Origin of the sequence: Arthrobacter silviterrae (assembly GCF_011045165.1) — a bacterium.
Taxonomy (GTDB): Bacteria; Actinomycetota; Actinomycetes; order Actinomycetales; family Micrococcaceae; genus Specibacter; species Specibacter silviterrae.
The window spans coordinates 74,783-89,994 of the sequence record NZ_JAAKZI010000008.1; the positions used below are offsets into that span (position 1 = coordinate 74,783).

Genomic DNA, 15,212 nt, shown 5'->3' on the forward strand with positions numbered 1-15,212 from the left:
GATTCAGCCGCCGGCGCCGTCGCTGAACCGGGCCAGGCGGGCCTGCAGGTCCCAGTACGGAGTCGCCGCCGGAACCGCCTTGCCCCCACGCAGGCAGTTGGCAATATTGACGGCAGCATCCAGCGCAGCGCGGTAAGGCAGCGAGCCGGAGCTCACCCGCCGCACCCCCAACTCCCCCAACTCGGCAACCGTCAGGTTGGGATGCGCCAAAACGTTGACAGGGATGCCGATCCCAGCCGTGACGCGCCTGATGTCGTCAGGGGCGGCAAGACCGGGGACAAATATTCCGTCTGCCCCGGCGTCGGTGTAAGCCCGTGCACGAAGCAGGACGGCGTCAATCGTGGCCTGTTCGTTGAACCACAAGTTGTCCACCCGGGCGTTGATGAAGACAGCGGGGGTCCCCCGCTTGACGGCAGCAATCTTGGACGCCGCCGGCGCGGGCGGGACCAAGTGCCCGTCAGTGCTGTCCTCCAGGTTGATCCCGGCAACGCCCAGGGCGTCCAATTCGGCCACAAAACCTGCCACTTCGGCGGGGTTGTCGGAATAGCCGTCCTCAATGTCCGCAGTGATGAACACGGGAAGGCGGCACAACTCAGCGGCAAGGGCAAGGGTGGCTCCCTTGCTGGACCGGCCGCCGTCGGGCCGGCCGGAGCTGGCGGCGATGCCAAAGCTGGTGGTCCCCACGGCAGCGAAACCTGCTTCGGCAAAGGCGAGTGCGGAGCCAAGGTCCCAGGCATTGGGCAGCAGCACCGGCGCCGCCCCGTGGTGAAGGTCCGTGAACGTGGCCATAATTCATTCCCATCCCGTGCCGAGCGAAGAGAAAGCTTCCCTTCCAGATTACGCGGCAGCCGGTCAGCGCGCAGCCCGGAACGTGCGCCAGCATGTGACACTCACCGTTAAAGTAAGTCGGCCCGCACAGAGACGGCGAATCGCTGTACAGGCCTGACCGCGGCTGACTTTGAGAAAAGCGCAGTGGCTACCAAGAACACTACCGCCCTGCCTGCCAAAGGCCTGCATCGGGCGTCCTGGCCGCACCGGAAGTCAGCGGCGCTTCAGGGAGCCCGCCGCTCCCATGACGGCGCCGGCTGCCTGCAAAACGGCATTGCGCTCGCGGAAGCCCCGCGGCATCATGGCGGTCCGGCCCACCAGCCGGGAGATGCCCACTAGGCGCTGGGTCCGCGCCCGCCGTGCCCGGTCGTAACCGGCCAGCCCGTCGGCCACGGAAGCGGATGCACCCAGGCTCCGGCCCAACGCGACCCCATCCACCAGGGCCTCGCAGGCCCCACGTCCAAGAAACGGGGCCATGGAATGGGCTGCGTCCCCCACCAGGACCACCCGGCCGCAGGAGTAGGAAGGCAGCCGGGGCACCTCCAACAGTTCGTGGTGGAGGATGCCGGCCTCGGTGACCCTCTTCAGCACCTCGGCCGGTCCCGTCCGCCACGAGCCAAATACATCGCGCAGATGCTGCAGGTGGGGCGGATCGAACGGCTGGCCGGCGCTGAGGCAGGCATACCAGTTGGTGGCGTCGGGCCCTGCGGGCGAGATGCCGAACAATGCTCCCGGCGCCCACGTTTCCCCGTGGCTCCGGGCCGCACCCTCAACCGTGCCGCGCCACGCCACAGCCCCCAGGGACCGGGCAGCATACTGCCCGCCAAAAACCGCCAATCGGGTGCGGCTGTTGGTGCCGTCGGCGCCAATCACCACATCGGCACCGTCAACGGCGCGCGGTCCAGCCACTTCGGCCCCAAAGGTGACGTCTACGCCGTCGGCCAGTATTTCCAGGAGGAGCGGGCGGCGAATCAGCAGCAGCTTGCCGCCGCCGTTGGTGGCGATGAGCGTTTTGCCGGCAGGGGTCCGCAGCCCCGTGGTGGCCGCTGCTTCCACCCGCACGCCGCTGCCACGCACGGCCGGGCCCGCCCCGATGGCTTCCAGGGCCTCAAGCGCGGCGGGCCACAGGCCCAGCACGGTGCCTGTGCCGGGCAGCGCCGGGGCACTTTCCCGCACGTCCACGTCCCAACCCTCAAGGGCCAGTGCCCGGGCAGTGGCCAGCCCCGCGACGCCGGCCCCGATGATCGTTGCTCGTCCTCTCATGCCTCCGAGCCTACGCCCGGCAAGGCACCAATTCGAGCGCCGGCCCGAAGGCGGCGACGGTCCAATTGCAACAAAAATGTTGCACTACTTTAAGCGAGGTGCAAGACTTTGTTTGCAGATCAACGTCAAGGGAGATCATCATGGAAACGAGCACGGACCGGATTGCACGCGAAATCAGCATCGACGCCAGCGCGGATAGGGTGTGGGAGCTCATCCGCCGCCCCGGGTGGTGGATCAACGACGGCACGGTGGAGGACCGCGGCTTCGATGAAGGCAGTGACATCAACGTCGTCACCCACCCTGTTCACGGCACCTTCCGCATCAAGACAGTTGCCTTGGATGCGCCGCGCTATGCCGCCTTCCGCTGGCTGGGGGACGGTGACGACGTCCCCACCACCTTGGTTGAATTCCGGATCGAGGACGCCGGTTCCGGCGTGGTGTTGCAAGTCGTGGAGAGCGGCTTCGATTCGCTGGGGGTCAGTGCGGAAGAGCGGCGCAGGCAGTTTGAAGGAAACACGGAAGGTTGGCGGATTGAACTGGAGGCAGCCCTGAAATGGGCGCTGCAGCCATGAACACCACCTCAACGGCACCCGTGTTTGCGGCCCTGGGCGACCCCCACCGGCAGCAACTGCTCCTGATGCTGGCACGGGGGGGCGCGGCGTCGGCGTCGGCGCTGGCGCCGTCGCTGCCCATGTCACGGCAGGCGGTTGACCGGCACCTGCGCGTGCTGTCCGGTGCGGGACTGCTGGAGCCGCGTCGTTCGGGGCGCGAGGTCCTCTACGCCGTGCGGCGGGCCGAGCTGGACCACTCAGCGGAATGGCTCAGGGAACTGGCCGACGGCTGGGACCGGCGCCTCGCCGCCGTCAAGGCTGCCGCCGAAACGCCCGGGGAAGGCTGAGCGGCCATTCCCTCACGCCGCGGGGAGCAGCGACGGCAGCACGCCGGCCACCACCTCCGCGGCCACGTCGCGGATGCGCTGCCGGGACGGGCCGGGCTCACCCGCCCTGGAGTGAAAGCTCCACAGGAATGCCTGATGCATGGCTGCCCCCGTCAGCGCCAGCGCTGCGCCATCCAGCGGCGCCCCGGGACGGATGCGCCCGGCAGCTTGTTCATCAGCCAGGTATTTTCCAACTCCCCGGCTGATGATTTCCGGTCCGGTGCCGTGTGCCTCGACGGCATCCCTGTGCCGGGCCAGCAGTTCGTTGTCGGAAAAGATGGACATTCCGATCGGCAGCACTGTCAGGTAAAAGACGGTCAGCTCGGCCACCACCAGGCGCAGGTTTTCCTCCAGCAGGCCGTGCCCGGCGAGGCTGGCGGCCCCGTCCCCCAGCACGCGAACGGGGGGCAGCCGCTCGGCCAGCACGGCCAGGAAGAGTGCAATCTTGTCCTCAAAGTGGCGGTAGAGCAGGGGCTCGGAGCAACCGCTGGCGCGGGCAATCTCCTTGGTGGTGGTGCGCGCCAGCCCCCTGTCCCGCATGACAGCCAACGCCCCGTCCAGAATTGCCTCACGCGTCGGATTCACAGCCACCCCTTCCCTGTTAGTAAATACTAACCTACGCTTAGTAAACACTAACATTGACGGCCCGGCAGGCCTGCGAGGAGGAAACGCCATGTCATTGCCAATTCTTGTCACGGGCGGCACGGGGCGGCTCGGTGCCCGGGTGGTGGCCCGGCTGCTCGAGGCGGGTGCCCCTGTCCGGGTCCTGACGCACAGCAAGGCCGGGCCCGACGGCGCCACGCTGGTTCCGGGCGATCTCACCACGGGTGCCGGCATCGATGCGGCCCTGGCCGGAGTGGGGACCGTGGTCCATTGCGCCGGCAGCGCCAAGGGTGACGAAGCCATGACGCGCACGCTCGTTGCCGCCGCAGAGCGAGCCGAAACACGCCACATTGTCTACATTTCGGTGGTTGGCGCGGACCGGGTACCTGTGACCGGCAGGCTGGACCGGATGGCCTTTGGCTACTTTGCCGCCAAGCGCGCCGCCGAACAGGTGCTGGAAGAATCCGGGGTCCCCCACTCGATCCTGCGGGCCACCCAGTTCCTGGAATCGATGTTGCTGGTGGCCAGGCAGCTCGCCAAGTCGCCGGTGATCCCGGCACCCACGGGCTCGCGTTTCCAGCCGGTCGCCGTGGACGAAGTGGCAGCCAGGCTCGTGGAACTGGCTCTCGGCGAGCCGGCCGGGTTGGTTGAGGAAATGGGCGGCCCCATAGCGTACCTCACCGACGAGCTGGTCCGCGGATACCTGGCAGCCATGCACCGGCACCGCCTCTTTGTGCCATTTCGCATGCCGGGAAAGGCAGCCGCCGCCGTCCGGGCCGGGGCAATCCTCACGCCGGACCACGCCACCGGCGTCAAGACCTGGGAGGAACTGCTGGCGGCGGAGGCGCACTGACCACACGGCGTGTAATACTCGTCGCTGAAGCAATTCATCAAACCGGCCAATCATGAATCCGGCTAGGAGCAGCCCTTTGACGCAACCGCCCCCGTGGAATCCAGCCGGCCCCGCGCCTGGATGGTACCCGGATGCACACGATCCCCGCTTTTTTCGCTGGTGGGACGGCCGCGCGTGGTCCGGCGTGCCGCATTACGGTCTCCCCCGCCAGGCGCGGAAGCCAAATCCGTTCGCCATGGTCGGTTTCATCGCCGCAGCGGCCGCGCTCCCCTTGTCCGTCATTCCCAATGCCGGTTACGTCCTGACCGGCACGGCCATCGTCTTCTGCATTGTCGGCCTAGTCACCCACAAGCCGGTGCATTCCACGGCCAGCCGCGTCCTGGCCATCATTGGATTGTGCACGGGAATCTTCTATGCCTTCATGGTGGCACTGCTGCTGTATGCCAACGCAAACTTTCACTAAGGCTCCGCCATTGGCCCCCGTTTCACGCTGTGATCCGGGAAACATTACCGGCAAGTAACAAAATCCTGTCCCGCAGCTCCGCCCCGGGGTACGCTGACAATTATGGACCAATACCAGCCTCCCCTTGCCGACATTTCCTTCGCCCTGGAGCACGTTGTCGGGTACCCGGACATCGCGAAACTGCCCGGATTTGAACACGCCGACCTTGACACCGTCGTCGAACTTCTTGAGCAGTGCGGTGACTTCATGGCCGCGGCCGTGGCGCCGACGAACCGCACGGGCGACACGCAGGGTTCCCGGCTCCAGCCCGATGGCACGGTGCTCACACCCGACGGCTTCAAGGAGGTGTACCACCAGTACGTGGAGGCAGGCTGGGGCTCGGTTCCGCTGCCTGAGGAATACGGCGGAGGAGGGTTCCCGCGCACGGTGGGGCTGGTGATCCAGGAGCTCATCACCAGCGCCAACATGGCGTTCTCGCTGTGCCCCCTGCTCACCCAGGGCGCCATCGAGGCCCTGCTCCACTATGGCGACGACGCACTCAAGGAACGCTACCTGCCCAAGATGGTCACGGGCGAGTGGACCGGCACCATGAATCTCACCGAGCCCCAGGCCGGGTCCGACGTCGGCGCCCTCACCACGCGCGCAGTCCGGCAGGGGGACGGCAGCTATGCCATTACGGGCCAGAAGATTTTCATCACCTACGGCGACCACGACATGGCTGAACAAATTGTGCACCTGGTGCTGGCCCGCACGCCCGGCGCCCCGGAGGGCACCCGCGGCATCTCCTGCTTCATCGTGCCCAAGTTCCTGGTCAACGACGACGGCTCCCTGGGCGCGCGAAACGCGGTGGAGACCGTCTCGCTGGAACACAAGATGGGCATCCATGCCTCCCCCACCTGCGTGCTTTCCTACGAAAATGCCACCGGCTACCTCATCGGGGAGGAGAACAACGGCATGCGCATCATGTTTGTCATGATGAACAGCGCCCGGCTGGGTGTGGGGGTGCAGGGCCTGGCCGTGGCCGAACGGGCCTACCAGCAGTCCCTCGCCTACGCGCAGGAGCGCCGGCAGGGACTGGCCGCCGGTGCTTCCGGCGCCAGCTCCCCCATTATCGATTTCCCCGACGTTCGCCGGATGCTCATGACCCAGCGCGCCCATGTGGCTGCCATGCGCTACCTCATGCTGCTCGACGCCAGCTATGTGGACATCAGCACCCATCACCCGGACCCGGCCGTTCGAAGCCGCGCCGACGAGATCGTGGGCATACTCACCCCCATCTGCAAGTCGTTCGGCACCGACTTGGGCAATGAGCTGACTTCGCTGGCACTCCAGATCCACGGCGGGATGGGCTTTATAGAGGAAACCGGGGCAGCCCAGCACCTGCGCGACATCCGCATCGCCGCAATTTACGAGGGCACCAACGGCATCCAGGCCGCCGACCTGGTGGGCCGGAAGCTGGGCGTGCGCGGCGGCTCGTCAATGCTGGAGTTCCTGGGCACCATGCGCGAGATTGAACCGCAGCTGGCGGACGCCGGCACCGAGTTTGACCCCATCCGGGTGGAACTGGGCAGGCAGTTCGACGCCCTCGAGGAGGCCACCCGCTGGATGGTGCGCACCGGCCCTGGCGACCCCAACGCGGCCCTGTCCGGTTCCACGCCGTACCTGCGCATGTGGGGCCTGTGCACGGGGGCCTGGATGCTGGCCCGCGCTGCCCTGGCGGCGCCGGCCACGGGCGACGCCGGGCTTGCCGAAAGCCAGTTGGTGCTGGCGCGCTTTTACGCCGAACAGCTGCTGCCCCAGTGTGCCAGCCTGCTGGGCGCGGCCACCGCCGGTTCCCGGGACTTGTTTGCCCTGGACGCAGGGCAGCTCTCCGGTGCGGCACGCAAGGTGCGGAGCTAGGCTCCATGGAAGCATCTTAAACAGATGAGGCAGTGTCCTTGCGGACACTGCCTCATTAGTCTGGTCGGGCTGACAGGATTTGAACCTGCGACCCCTTGACCCCCAGTAATGGGGCCACCGTATCCCCTAGATTCCGCCGATGTTCGGGCCGCTCCGTCACGGCAATTCGGCGGCGGATTCGGGGCCGGGAGTGCCCCACAGAATACTGGGAATTCCGGCAGTGTGCACTCACAGATGCACACACGAATTGGTTCTAGCGAAGCGCTCAGCCATATGTACCTTGCGACGGAAGGGGCGGTTTCCGACGAATTGCCGTCCCAGGTTTGGCCTGTTGTTTGCCTAACTGGTTCTCAGGTAGCGTCTATCCCGTCCTCCCAGTCCCCCAATTTGGGAGGGCAAACCTGAAGCCGCCCCGCTCGACAGCGTGGGGCGGCTTCTTGCTTGTTGGTCACTCTCCGAGGCGCCCCCAACGGCGACGTAGTGCGTCCGTGCTCGGGTCGAGTGGGCCAACATTTTTGACTGTACTCGTGGGTAGTTTGAGGGACATAGCTTTGGCTTTTGATTGGACTTTTGTTACCCGGCGGTATGTGACATCACATTCTTAAATGTGACATGGGCGACTGCCTGACGGGGGTATGTTCTTTTTGGTGGTGATTCCGTTGACGGATCCTTTCATCACCAAATCCTGCATGGCGTGTCTACCCCCATTGGTGTGCCGTGCAGCGTGTGTCGCGCCTAACCCCATTGGTGCGGCACACACCAGGCATCCGGACCCCTTTGACATTCCGGACGCCGTGCCCTCACCCACTCCGACGGGTGGGGGCACACTCAATTTTGTGGCGTTGGGAAGAGTGCTGGCATGAAGAAATACAGCGGCAAGCAATCCGGTCCGAACCGATACGGTGGATGGTCCTCCTTGCGGACCATGAGGGCTTTGATTCTGCTGGCATTGGCCACGGTCGCCGTCGTTATTCTCGTCTTCGTCAACATTTGACCTAGGGACGGCGGCCACCGCCGGAGGTGGTGGGCGGGGCCGCCGTGTCGAGGTGAGTTCTCCGAGGTCAGCAACGGTGCGTATGATTCCCTGGTCCAAAACCCCAACATTCCCGACCATACCCCCGGGCACGCCTTCGGACAATGGGTTACCACTCGGCCATGCACACGGTCTTTGACTTGTGCGGATCCGGCAGGGAACGCGGTCACGGTTTGGCTTGCGGGCCAGTCAAGGTTGCGGCGGGCCGGTCAAAGCTTCGTTGTCGGTGCGCGGCGGTACGATCAGCACACAACCCGTCATAGACGCCGGGTCTAATTCCAAGGTGGTAGGGCAATGAGCATCCCAGCAGGCTGGTATCCGGAATCAAGCGGCTCTATGACAGAGCGGTGGTGGGACGGCAACCAATGGACGGAACAGACCCGCCCCGCCGCGACTCCCCCGCCACCGCCAACGGTCCCAACAGCCACAGCACCCTGGGTCAACGATCACCCTGCCGCGAACAAGTCTTCGTGGAAGCGCAGTCTCCGTGAGTCCAAGGAGATCAAGGCCATGGAGGCGGGGGGCCTGTCCTATGCCGAACTCATGGCCCCTACACAGGCAGTCACAGCAACGGCATCATCCGGTAAGGCGGCCAGCCCTGAAATACAACCTCAATTCGGGGGTAATCGGCCGACTTCCGGGTTGTCAGAAGGCAATCCTCTGATCGTCGATCTCGACAAGCGCGGAGAGTCCATCCTCGCCGAGAATCTACCTGACGGCGAGCGCATTGTGGGCAAGCTGCAGGGCGACTTCGGCCAAGCCATCGTGTTGACCGACCGGCGGCTGTACATCCTGAAGTGGGGATTCCAGACTGGACAAACGTTCGGTGGCAAATGCACCGGGTTCGACTATAAGAATCTGACGTCGGTGGAGATGAAGAAGCACGCCGTCACGCGCATGGTCGTCGTAAATTCAGCGTCCAACCAGAACAACAACAGGCTGAGCTACTGGGCTGACAGGGGCAAGGGCAACAACGCCATTGAGGCGGATAACGTCGTCACCTTCAGCGCCAAGGCCGACACCCAGTTCCAGCAACTCGTGAACCTGGCCCGTGAGAACATCACCAACGCCCACCAATCACCCGCCGGCGCCCCGGCATCTGGCATCGACGTGGCATCGCAACTCGAGAAGCTCGCGTCGTTGATGGACCGTGGACTTCTGACTGAAGAAGAGTTCGCGACGCAGAAGATCCGCCTATTGGCTGGCGGTGACTAACCCGTGAATCGGTCACCGGTCATACCCATCTTCATCGCCTCCGTCATAGTACTGGCCGGGTGCGGCGGTGCCGCCGCGACAACCAGCCAGCCAGTCGCCAGCAGGACGGCAACGGCCCAGCCTGCCCTGGTGGCAACCACGCCAGCGCCGACGACCGCGCCGCCCACCGTTGCGCCGCCGACATTGTCCGTGCGCGGCAACCACATCAAGGCCGTGGGCGAACCTGCGGGGCTCACGGATACGAACAACGGCAACATGATGGTCAAGTTCACGGTGGACAAGATCATTGTGGACCCGCAATGCACGGGTCCGGGTGCGACGAAACCGGAGAATGGCCACTTTATCGAGATAGTGGAGACGGTGGTGACGGGCACGGCGGCGAAGACCAATCCGGCCCTGGCGTCGGGGTTCGCTGCCGATTATGGGTGGACGCTGGTCACTCCGGATGGGAACACTTCGGGCGCCGGGACTGCGACGTCGGCCGCGTTGGCGTGCCTGCCGGGCAAGGATCAGATTGAGAACAGCATTCTGCCGGGGGACAAGTCCACGGGCGCGTTTGTCATTGACGTGCCATCCACGCGGGGCACGCTGGTGTACAAGATCATGGGTGTGGATGCCGGCTGGGAGTATCAGATCCCCGGGAAGTAGACACAAAAAAGCGCCCCAACCATCCGGAAATCCCGGATGGTTGGGGCGCTTCCTCTCCCAATGGTTGGACAAGAAAGACTCGTCCACCCGCGTCACCTGCCGCGCGCTCGCCGCCTGTCCGCCACGGTACCAATCCGGCGCTCTGTCGCTGGCGGGGATGGTGCGCGGGTACAAAGGGCCACGATCTCATCGAGTTGCGCCGCTGTGATGATGATGCGTCCTTTGCCGACGCGGAGGTGGGGGAATTTGCCGGAACGGATGTTGTCTCTAATCCACCGGTCGGACGTGTGCAGGAGTGTCGCGACTTCTTGCGGCGTATAGACCTGCACGGACCCCAACGGTTCCGGGGTTATGCTCCCTGGTCCTGCATTATCGGTGCTCATTGCGTCCCGGCCTTTCTGCGACGTGACGATGTGCCTATGCGGCGTTCCACTGGTGGAGCCGGTGGGGCAGGCTTGACGAGTTCAAGAATCTCGGACAAGTCGCCGCAAGTGAAGCGAATTGTCTTCGGGCCAAATTTTCGGCATGGCCAGTATCCGCGGTGGGCATTGCGCCTGACCGTTTCGGGGTCGATGCGCAGGATGCGGGCAACCTCCACGACCGTATAAACAACTGGAGGACCTGCGGTGCTGTTTCCTGTTGGGCTTGCGCTTTCATTGGGAACCATCTTCAAATCTTTCCACCGTCTGAAAGCAAAAGCTAATTAGGCCGTCTAATCTCTAGATCAAGTTTGGAAGCCGGCGGTAGTTACCGGCTGCGAGCGCGAGAGCTGCGTTAGTGCCCGGATCTTTTACCGTCCAGGCATGCTCCACATTGGCCGCTGCAAGCAGTCCCAGGATGTGGGCTCTGGCGGCGCTCGCCGTCATGCCGAGGCGTGTCTGGCACAGCTCCAGCAATTCGGTAAAGGTCGTGCTCTGAATAGGAAATGTGGTTTGTTCCACAGCCGCCTGATTCCAGTTCGGGGGGCGGCACCCGGTGAAGGGTGCCGCCCCGTTTGTCTAGCTTTGTCGTGCGAGTGCCCAGCCGATGGCGCCCGCGATTTGTGGCCCCGTCGCGTTCGTGTGCGTCGTGACGTAGTTGTAGTTGTTGATCGTCTGCCCGCCGCCGCCATCGGTGGTGTTGGACAGGCGTTCCCACGCCCCGGTCTGGTTGTCGATCATCGACTTCCCCGGGGGAACCATGCCGCCCTGATCAAAGACCGGGACCACACCCCCGAGCGCGTAACCGCCCGGCCGGTTGTATGCGCCGGCCAGTGAACCGTAACGGCTGATCGCGTAGTGCATGGACGCGAGAATGTTCGACATGGGGTCGTAAATGTTCGAGCTGTACCCGGGCATGGCGTACGCGGCGAACGTTGGATCGATGACCTGCATGAGGCCCTTGGACGGGATGCCCGCCGCCGCGTTGGAGTCGGTCAGGTTGATGGCGTTTGCGTTGCCGCCAGACTCCTGGTTCATGCGGCGCAGCGTCGTCGTGAGCAGGCTGTCAGGCTGCCCCATCATGAACAGCGCCTTCAGGACCATCGAAGACCATTGAGCAGTTCCGCCGATGCTGGAGTTCCCGGGAGTGCCACCGCCAGAACCGCCGGGCGTCTTGGTTCCGGCAGAACCGCCCAACAGCTCCTTGACCTTCGCACCCAACCCGGTGACGACGTCGATGGGCAGTTGCATGGCCAGCTTGCCAAGGTCGCCGCCTGGAGCCGACTTCGCCAGGGCTTTGACCGGTCCCATGATCAGCTTCATGATCGACCCGAGCGGATCAGACAGGAACCCGGCAACGTCCTTGAACGCGCCGCTCACAAAGCTGGAGACGTTGTTTACGGCTCCACCGATCGCGGAACCGATGCCGCCCAGCAACCCGGCGACACCGCCTCCAGTGAAGTGAGCGATGCCACCCTCGGCGAAACCCATATCCTTGCGAACGGCTCCAGGGCCGCCGTGGCGGGCGAGACGGTTCCAGCGGTGTACGTTGTCCGCACCCACAGCCTTGGTCCACTCAGGCACCATCCACGCCTCACCGGGAGACGTCATGGCCGGGATGGAGTCATGGCCCGGACGGTAGCCGGGGTTGATGCCCCCAACACCGCCGCCGGCGAACCCGGCAACACCGCCGTTGGCGAACTTGGGCGCATCGGGCAAATGAAGATCAATCCCGACTGCCGTGGCGATGCCGTCCCAAACCTTTTTGATTCCCCCGGTGTAGATCGTATCCACAATCCAGTGGACGGGCTTTGCTGCGGCATCCTTGATCTTGTCCCACGCTGTGCCAATGAACTTCTGGGTCGCGTCGAAGGCAGTGCCGATGGCGGAGATGCCTGTCTTGAACGGGGTAAACACGTTGTGGTCGATCCACTGCCAACCGGTGTTCATCACGTTGCGGATGCCATCAAACACGGGCACCACAATGTTCTTCCACAACCAGGTGAACCGGTCGCCCCAGACCTGCAGGCCAAGCACGAACCGGTCAATGACGTTCGCCTTGACCCAGTTCCATGCCGTGGACATGACATCCCTGATCCCCGAAAACACGGGGGAGACAATGTCCTTCCACAACCACGTGAAGACCGCGCCCCAGCCCTTGATTTCGAGCTTGAAAAGGTTGATCACGTTGTTCTTGATCCAGTTGTAAGCGCCGCCGATGACGTCGCTGATGCCCTTCCATGCCGCCGACGTGACCGTAGTGACGGCCTTCCAAACAGCGGAGAACGTTTTTGTGATCGAGGTCCAGTTGGTGGCGATGAAGTCGATGATCAGGCCGAGCGGACCCAGCACCAGTGCGAGTAGCAGCTTCCAGTGCTTGCCAATGAAACCGACCACGTTGCCGATCACGGTGGAGATGCCGCCCATGATGTCGCCAATGGTGTGTCCGACGTCGCCGAAGAACTTCCCCACCGACGCAACGGCCGTGTTCCACATGGGCACCAAAGTTCCGGTGAACCAGTTGCCGACGTTGCCGATGACGTCCTTGACGAACTTGAACGCCGCGTTGACGCCGTCCTTGAACCATCCGATTTTGTTGTAGGCGAGGATGAACCCGCCCACAAGCGCAGCGATTGCCAGGACAACAAGACCGATGGGGTTCGCCGTCAGCGCGGCGTTCAGCAGCCATTGGGCACCAGCCGCCAGCTTTGTGGCGATGGCCCAGCCTTCCTGCGCGACCTTGACCAGTTTGGTCACCACGTAGATGGAGGATAGTCCGACGGCGAGTGTGCCGAGCGCAATGCCCAGCCCAAGCGCAACGCCCTTGTTCTGACTCAGATACTTCACAAAGCCCAAAAACACGTCAGCAGCGTTCTTGACGATTGGCAGGAGTATGCCACCGATCTTGATGCCGAGCACGCCGACGGTCTCTTTGACCTGGTCGAGCTTGACCGCCGTGGTGGAGGATGTATCGCCCCATGTGGCAATGTCAGAACCGGACTTCTTGGCAGACTTGCCGATCTCGGCCACGTTCTTGTTGAAGGATGCCGTGTTCTCGCCGGTCAGCATGAGGGACGTTTTCAGGCCCGTGATGCCGCCAGTCATTTTCGACAGCATCGCGTTGTAGGTTTGGAACTGGGGTGTGCCGCCCTTGATCTGGTCGTTGTAACCCTTGGTCGTTTGGGCGAGGGTCAGGAACTGCTTCCCCATGGCGGACCCTTCGGCGCCCATGCCCTTGAAAGTTTTCTGGTATTCCTTCTGGGAGATCGTCCCGTCCATGAACGCTTGGGATGCTTTCGCCAGTTCGGGCGGCATCTTCCCCATCATCGCCGTCAAGTCTTGCGTGGCGTTCGCGGACTTCTTCATGATGTCCTGCACCACCAGACCGGCAGGGCCCATGTGGTTGGTGATCGCGTCGGTGACGATCTTCATCGTCCCGGTCAGACCGCGCGTGCCCAGGTTCTTGGTCAGGTCGGTGACGTTGATGCCCAACTGGTTCATCGCGGACGATGCGATGCTGGAAGGTTTGGACAGGTTCTGCACCAGGTTGGCGAGGTTCTGGGTCGACTGCTGTGCGGACTCGCCATGCTGGGTCATCGTCGCAATGGCACCGCCAAGCTGGGCGAATGACAGGCCCATGGATGAGCCGATCGGGATGATGGACGCCATGGACCCGGCAAAGTCCTGCATCGTCGTCTTCGCCAAACCGGACGCGGTCACCATGGAGTTGGTGACACTGACCGCGTCGCCGGCCTTCTTGTGGTAGTCGATCATGACGTCGGACACGGCCTGCGTCATCGTCGCCAGATCCACGTTTTCGGCCTTCGCACCCTGCGCGGCAGCCTTCAACACCTTCAGACCGTCGGCGCCCCGGTAACCGGCCTTCTCCATGACGTACATGCCCTCGGAGAGTTGGGCGGTGCTGGTGCCGGTGGAGGATGCGATGGCGAGGATCCCGTCACGGACCGCGCCGATGGCCGTTTTCGACTCCCCGCCAGCGGTGACAAGGAGTGTCGTGGACTTCTCAAACTTGGTCGCAGCCTCAATGGACGCGGTGCCGACGATGAGGGCAGACGCGGCGGTGCCAATGGCCATCGCCTTCGACGCGCCCTGCATGCGATGCCACGACGCAGCCGACCGGTCAGCGGCCGTGCTGGTCTTCTTCGCCATCGCGTCCGCTTCGGCATTGACCTTGTGGAACGTGGCAAACACTTGGTCGGCGCGGGCGGTGATCTCAACAAGCAGCGGAGGAAGCAAACCCATCTCAGGCCCCCACGCGGGCGGCATTCACAACGAATGCCACCCGTATTTTCTTCATTGAACGGTTCAATTCGTCCTACCCATCTTGTAGTCTTCCAAGGCTTGGGGATCGATCACCCACTGCCGTGCCTGGCGATATCCGGGCATCCTGCCGGCGCTCAAAATCTGACGGACCCTGCGCTCAGACAATCCCAAACGGATTGCGGCGTCTGCTACCGACAGATATTCATGATTTGAGTCTTTCGTTACAGGCCGAGGCGGAAGTTCCGCACTACCGCTGGCGGAAGTCGTAGCGTTCCGGCGCTCGATGTAAACGGCAGCCGCCGCCCTAATTCCGGCCATGGTCTGCCGCAGCTCAAGGGCCAGCTCCGGCTTCCCATTGGCCTGGAAATTCCTGCAAGTGTCATCAACAGCCTCCGACGGCAACCGGACACTGATCCACTGCGCCGCCACACCGGAGACGTGAGCACCCAGCAGCGGACGCTCAGCTTGATAAACCAGTTCCACCACCCTGCCTCGTCGCGCGCCACGGTTGCGAACCGATTGCTTGCCGTCGTGGACCGTTCATGAGGTTCGGGCATGTCATGGCGCATCCATAAGGTCTGACGCGCTCGCAGCTTGCCTGGCCTGACTGATTCGGAGCATCGATGCAGTGGCGATGACATCCGCTGCATATCGTCCGCTGGGCAGTGTCCGCCAAGCCTTCGGGAGCGCGTCGATGACCGTTTGGCGGATAATGCCCGCCATCAGCGCGTCAGGGATCAGGGCGCGTTGCCGGTCTGGGCAGTTGT

16 protein-coding genes and 1 pseudogene are annotated in these 15,212 nt (G+C 63.7%); 9 read left to right on the top strand and 8 right to left on the bottom strand.

The window, feature by feature from the left end; genetic code table 11:
* Nucleotides 1-3: 3 nt before the first annotated feature.
* Together G6N77_RS06680 and G6N77_RS06685 are read right to left on the bottom strand one after the other, a co-directional pair.
* Nucleotides 4-789, bottom strand: coding sequence for an isocitrate lyase/PEP mutase family protein (locus G6N77_RS06680; protein ID WP_165181246.1), 786 nt, complete (start codon nucleotides 787-789; stop codon nucleotides 4-6).
* A gap of 252 nt (nucleotides 790-1,041) precedes the next feature.
* Nucleotides 1,042-2,091, bottom strand: coding sequence for an FAD-dependent monooxygenase (locus G6N77_RS06685; protein WP_165181309.1), 1,050 nt, complete (start codon nucleotides 2,089-2,091; stop codon nucleotides 1,042-1,044).
* 140 nt (nucleotides 2,092-2,231) lie between these two features.
* On the opposite strand from G6N77_RS06685, the gene G6N77_RS06690 reads away from it, so the two are divergent.
* Both G6N77_RS06690 and G6N77_RS06695 read left to right on the top strand, forming a co-directional pair.
* A complete protein-coding gene (locus G6N77_RS06690; protein WP_165181247.1) occupies nucleotides 2,232-2,663 on the top strand; it encodes an SRPBCC domain-containing protein in 432 nt (143 codons plus the stop codon).
* Nucleotides 2,660-2,989, top strand: a complete 330-nt coding sequence (locus tag G6N77_RS06695) for an ArsR/SmtB family transcription factor (RefSeq protein ID WP_165181248.1) — start codon at nucleotides 2,660-2,662, stop codon at nucleotides 2,987-2,989. The genes G6N77_RS06690 and G6N77_RS06695 overlap by 4 nt, the downstream gene beginning before the upstream one ends.
* A gap of 12 nt (nucleotides 2,990-3,001) precedes the next feature.
* On the opposite strand, the gene G6N77_RS06700 is transcribed toward G6N77_RS06695, so the two are convergent.
* Nucleotides 3,002-3,613, bottom strand: coding sequence for a TetR/AcrR family transcriptional regulator (locus G6N77_RS06700; protein WP_165181249.1), 612 nt, complete (start codon nucleotides 3,611-3,613; stop codon nucleotides 3,002-3,004).
* Nucleotides 3,614-3,701: 88 nt separating this feature from the next.
* Between G6N77_RS06700 and G6N77_RS06705 the strand changes: the two genes are divergently transcribed.
* From G6N77_RS06705 to G6N77_RS06725, 7 genes and pseudogenes are all read left to right on the top strand, one after another.
* Nucleotides 3,702-4,484 (top strand): SDR family oxidoreductase, encoded by a 783-nt coding sequence (locus tag G6N77_RS06705; protein ID WP_165181250.1) that lies wholly within the window; start codon nucleotides 3,702-3,704, stop codon nucleotides 4,482-4,484.
* Nucleotides 4,485-4,536: 52 nt separating this feature from the next.
* A pseudogene (locus G6N77_RS20425) lies at nucleotides 4,537-4,665 on the top strand (DUF2510 domain-containing protein); the annotation flags it as partial.
* A 54-nt stretch (nucleotides 4,666-4,719) separates the two neighbouring features.
* Nucleotides 4,720-4,947: a hypothetical protein gene (locus tag G6N77_RS19785; protein ID WP_240901741.1), complete on the top strand. Its 228-nt coding sequence runs from the start codon at nucleotides 4,720-4,722 to the stop codon at nucleotides 4,945-4,947.
* Between the two features lie 102 nt (nucleotides 4,948-5,049).
* Entirely contained in the window at nucleotides 5,050-6,846 is a 1,797-nt protein-coding gene (locus G6N77_RS06715) for an acyl-CoA dehydrogenase (RefSeq protein ID WP_165181252.1), read from the top strand.
* An 859-nt stretch (nucleotides 6,847-7,705) separates the two neighbouring features.
* A complete protein-coding gene (locus tag G6N77_RS20105; protein ID WP_276609770.1) occupies nucleotides 7,706-7,840 on the top strand; it encodes a hypothetical protein in 135 nt (44 codons plus the stop codon).
* Nucleotides 7,841-8,173: 333 nt separating this feature from the next.
* Entirely contained in the window at nucleotides 8,174-9,094 is a 921-nt protein-coding gene (locus G6N77_RS06720; protein ID WP_165181253.1) for a DUF2510 domain-containing protein, read from the top strand.
* Between the two features lie 3 nt (nucleotides 9,095-9,097).
* Complete coding sequence (locus G6N77_RS06725) at nucleotides 9,098-9,742, top strand: hypothetical protein (RefSeq protein ID WP_165181254.1); 645 nt, start codon at nucleotides 9,098-9,100, stop codon at nucleotides 9,740-9,742.
* Between the two features lie 92 nt (nucleotides 9,743-9,834).
* Here G6N77_RS06725 and G6N77_RS20430 read toward each other — a convergent pair whose 3' ends face one another.
* The 5 genes from G6N77_RS20430 to G6N77_RS06750 all read right to left on the bottom strand — a co-directional run bounded on the left by G6N77_RS20430 (nucleotide 9,835) and on the right by G6N77_RS06750 (nucleotide 14,928).
* The gene (locus G6N77_RS20430; RefSeq protein ID WP_165181255.1) at nucleotides 9,835-10,125 is read right to left on the bottom strand and encodes a helix-turn-helix domain-containing protein; all 291 of its coding nucleotides are present in this window, start codon (nucleotides 10,123-10,125) and stop codon (nucleotides 9,835-9,837) included.
* The gene (locus G6N77_RS20435) at nucleotides 10,122-10,409 is read right to left on the bottom strand and encodes a helix-turn-helix domain-containing protein (protein ID WP_165181256.1); all 288 of its coding nucleotides are present in this window, start codon (nucleotides 10,407-10,409) and stop codon (nucleotides 10,122-10,124) included. The genes G6N77_RS20430 and G6N77_RS20435 overlap by 4 nt, the downstream gene beginning before the upstream one ends.
* A gap of 52 nt (nucleotides 10,410-10,461) precedes the next feature.
* Nucleotides 10,462-10,683: a hypothetical protein gene (locus tag G6N77_RS06740; RefSeq protein ID WP_165181257.1), complete on the bottom strand. Its 222-nt coding sequence runs from the start codon at nucleotides 10,681-10,683 to the stop codon at nucleotides 10,462-10,464.
* A 57-nt stretch (nucleotides 10,684-10,740) separates the two neighbouring features.
* On the bottom strand, nucleotides 10,741-14,424 hold the full coding sequence (locus G6N77_RS06745) for a phage tail tape measure protein (RefSeq protein WP_165181258.1): 3,684 nt from the start codon (nucleotides 14,422-14,424) through the stop codon (nucleotides 10,741-10,743).
* A gap of 63 nt (nucleotides 14,425-14,487) precedes the next feature.
* Nucleotides 14,488-14,928: a helix-turn-helix domain-containing protein gene (locus G6N77_RS06750; RefSeq protein WP_165181259.1), complete on the bottom strand. Its 441-nt coding sequence runs from the start codon at nucleotides 14,926-14,928 to the stop codon at nucleotides 14,488-14,490.
* Nucleotides 14,929-15,212: the final 284 nt, after the last annotated feature.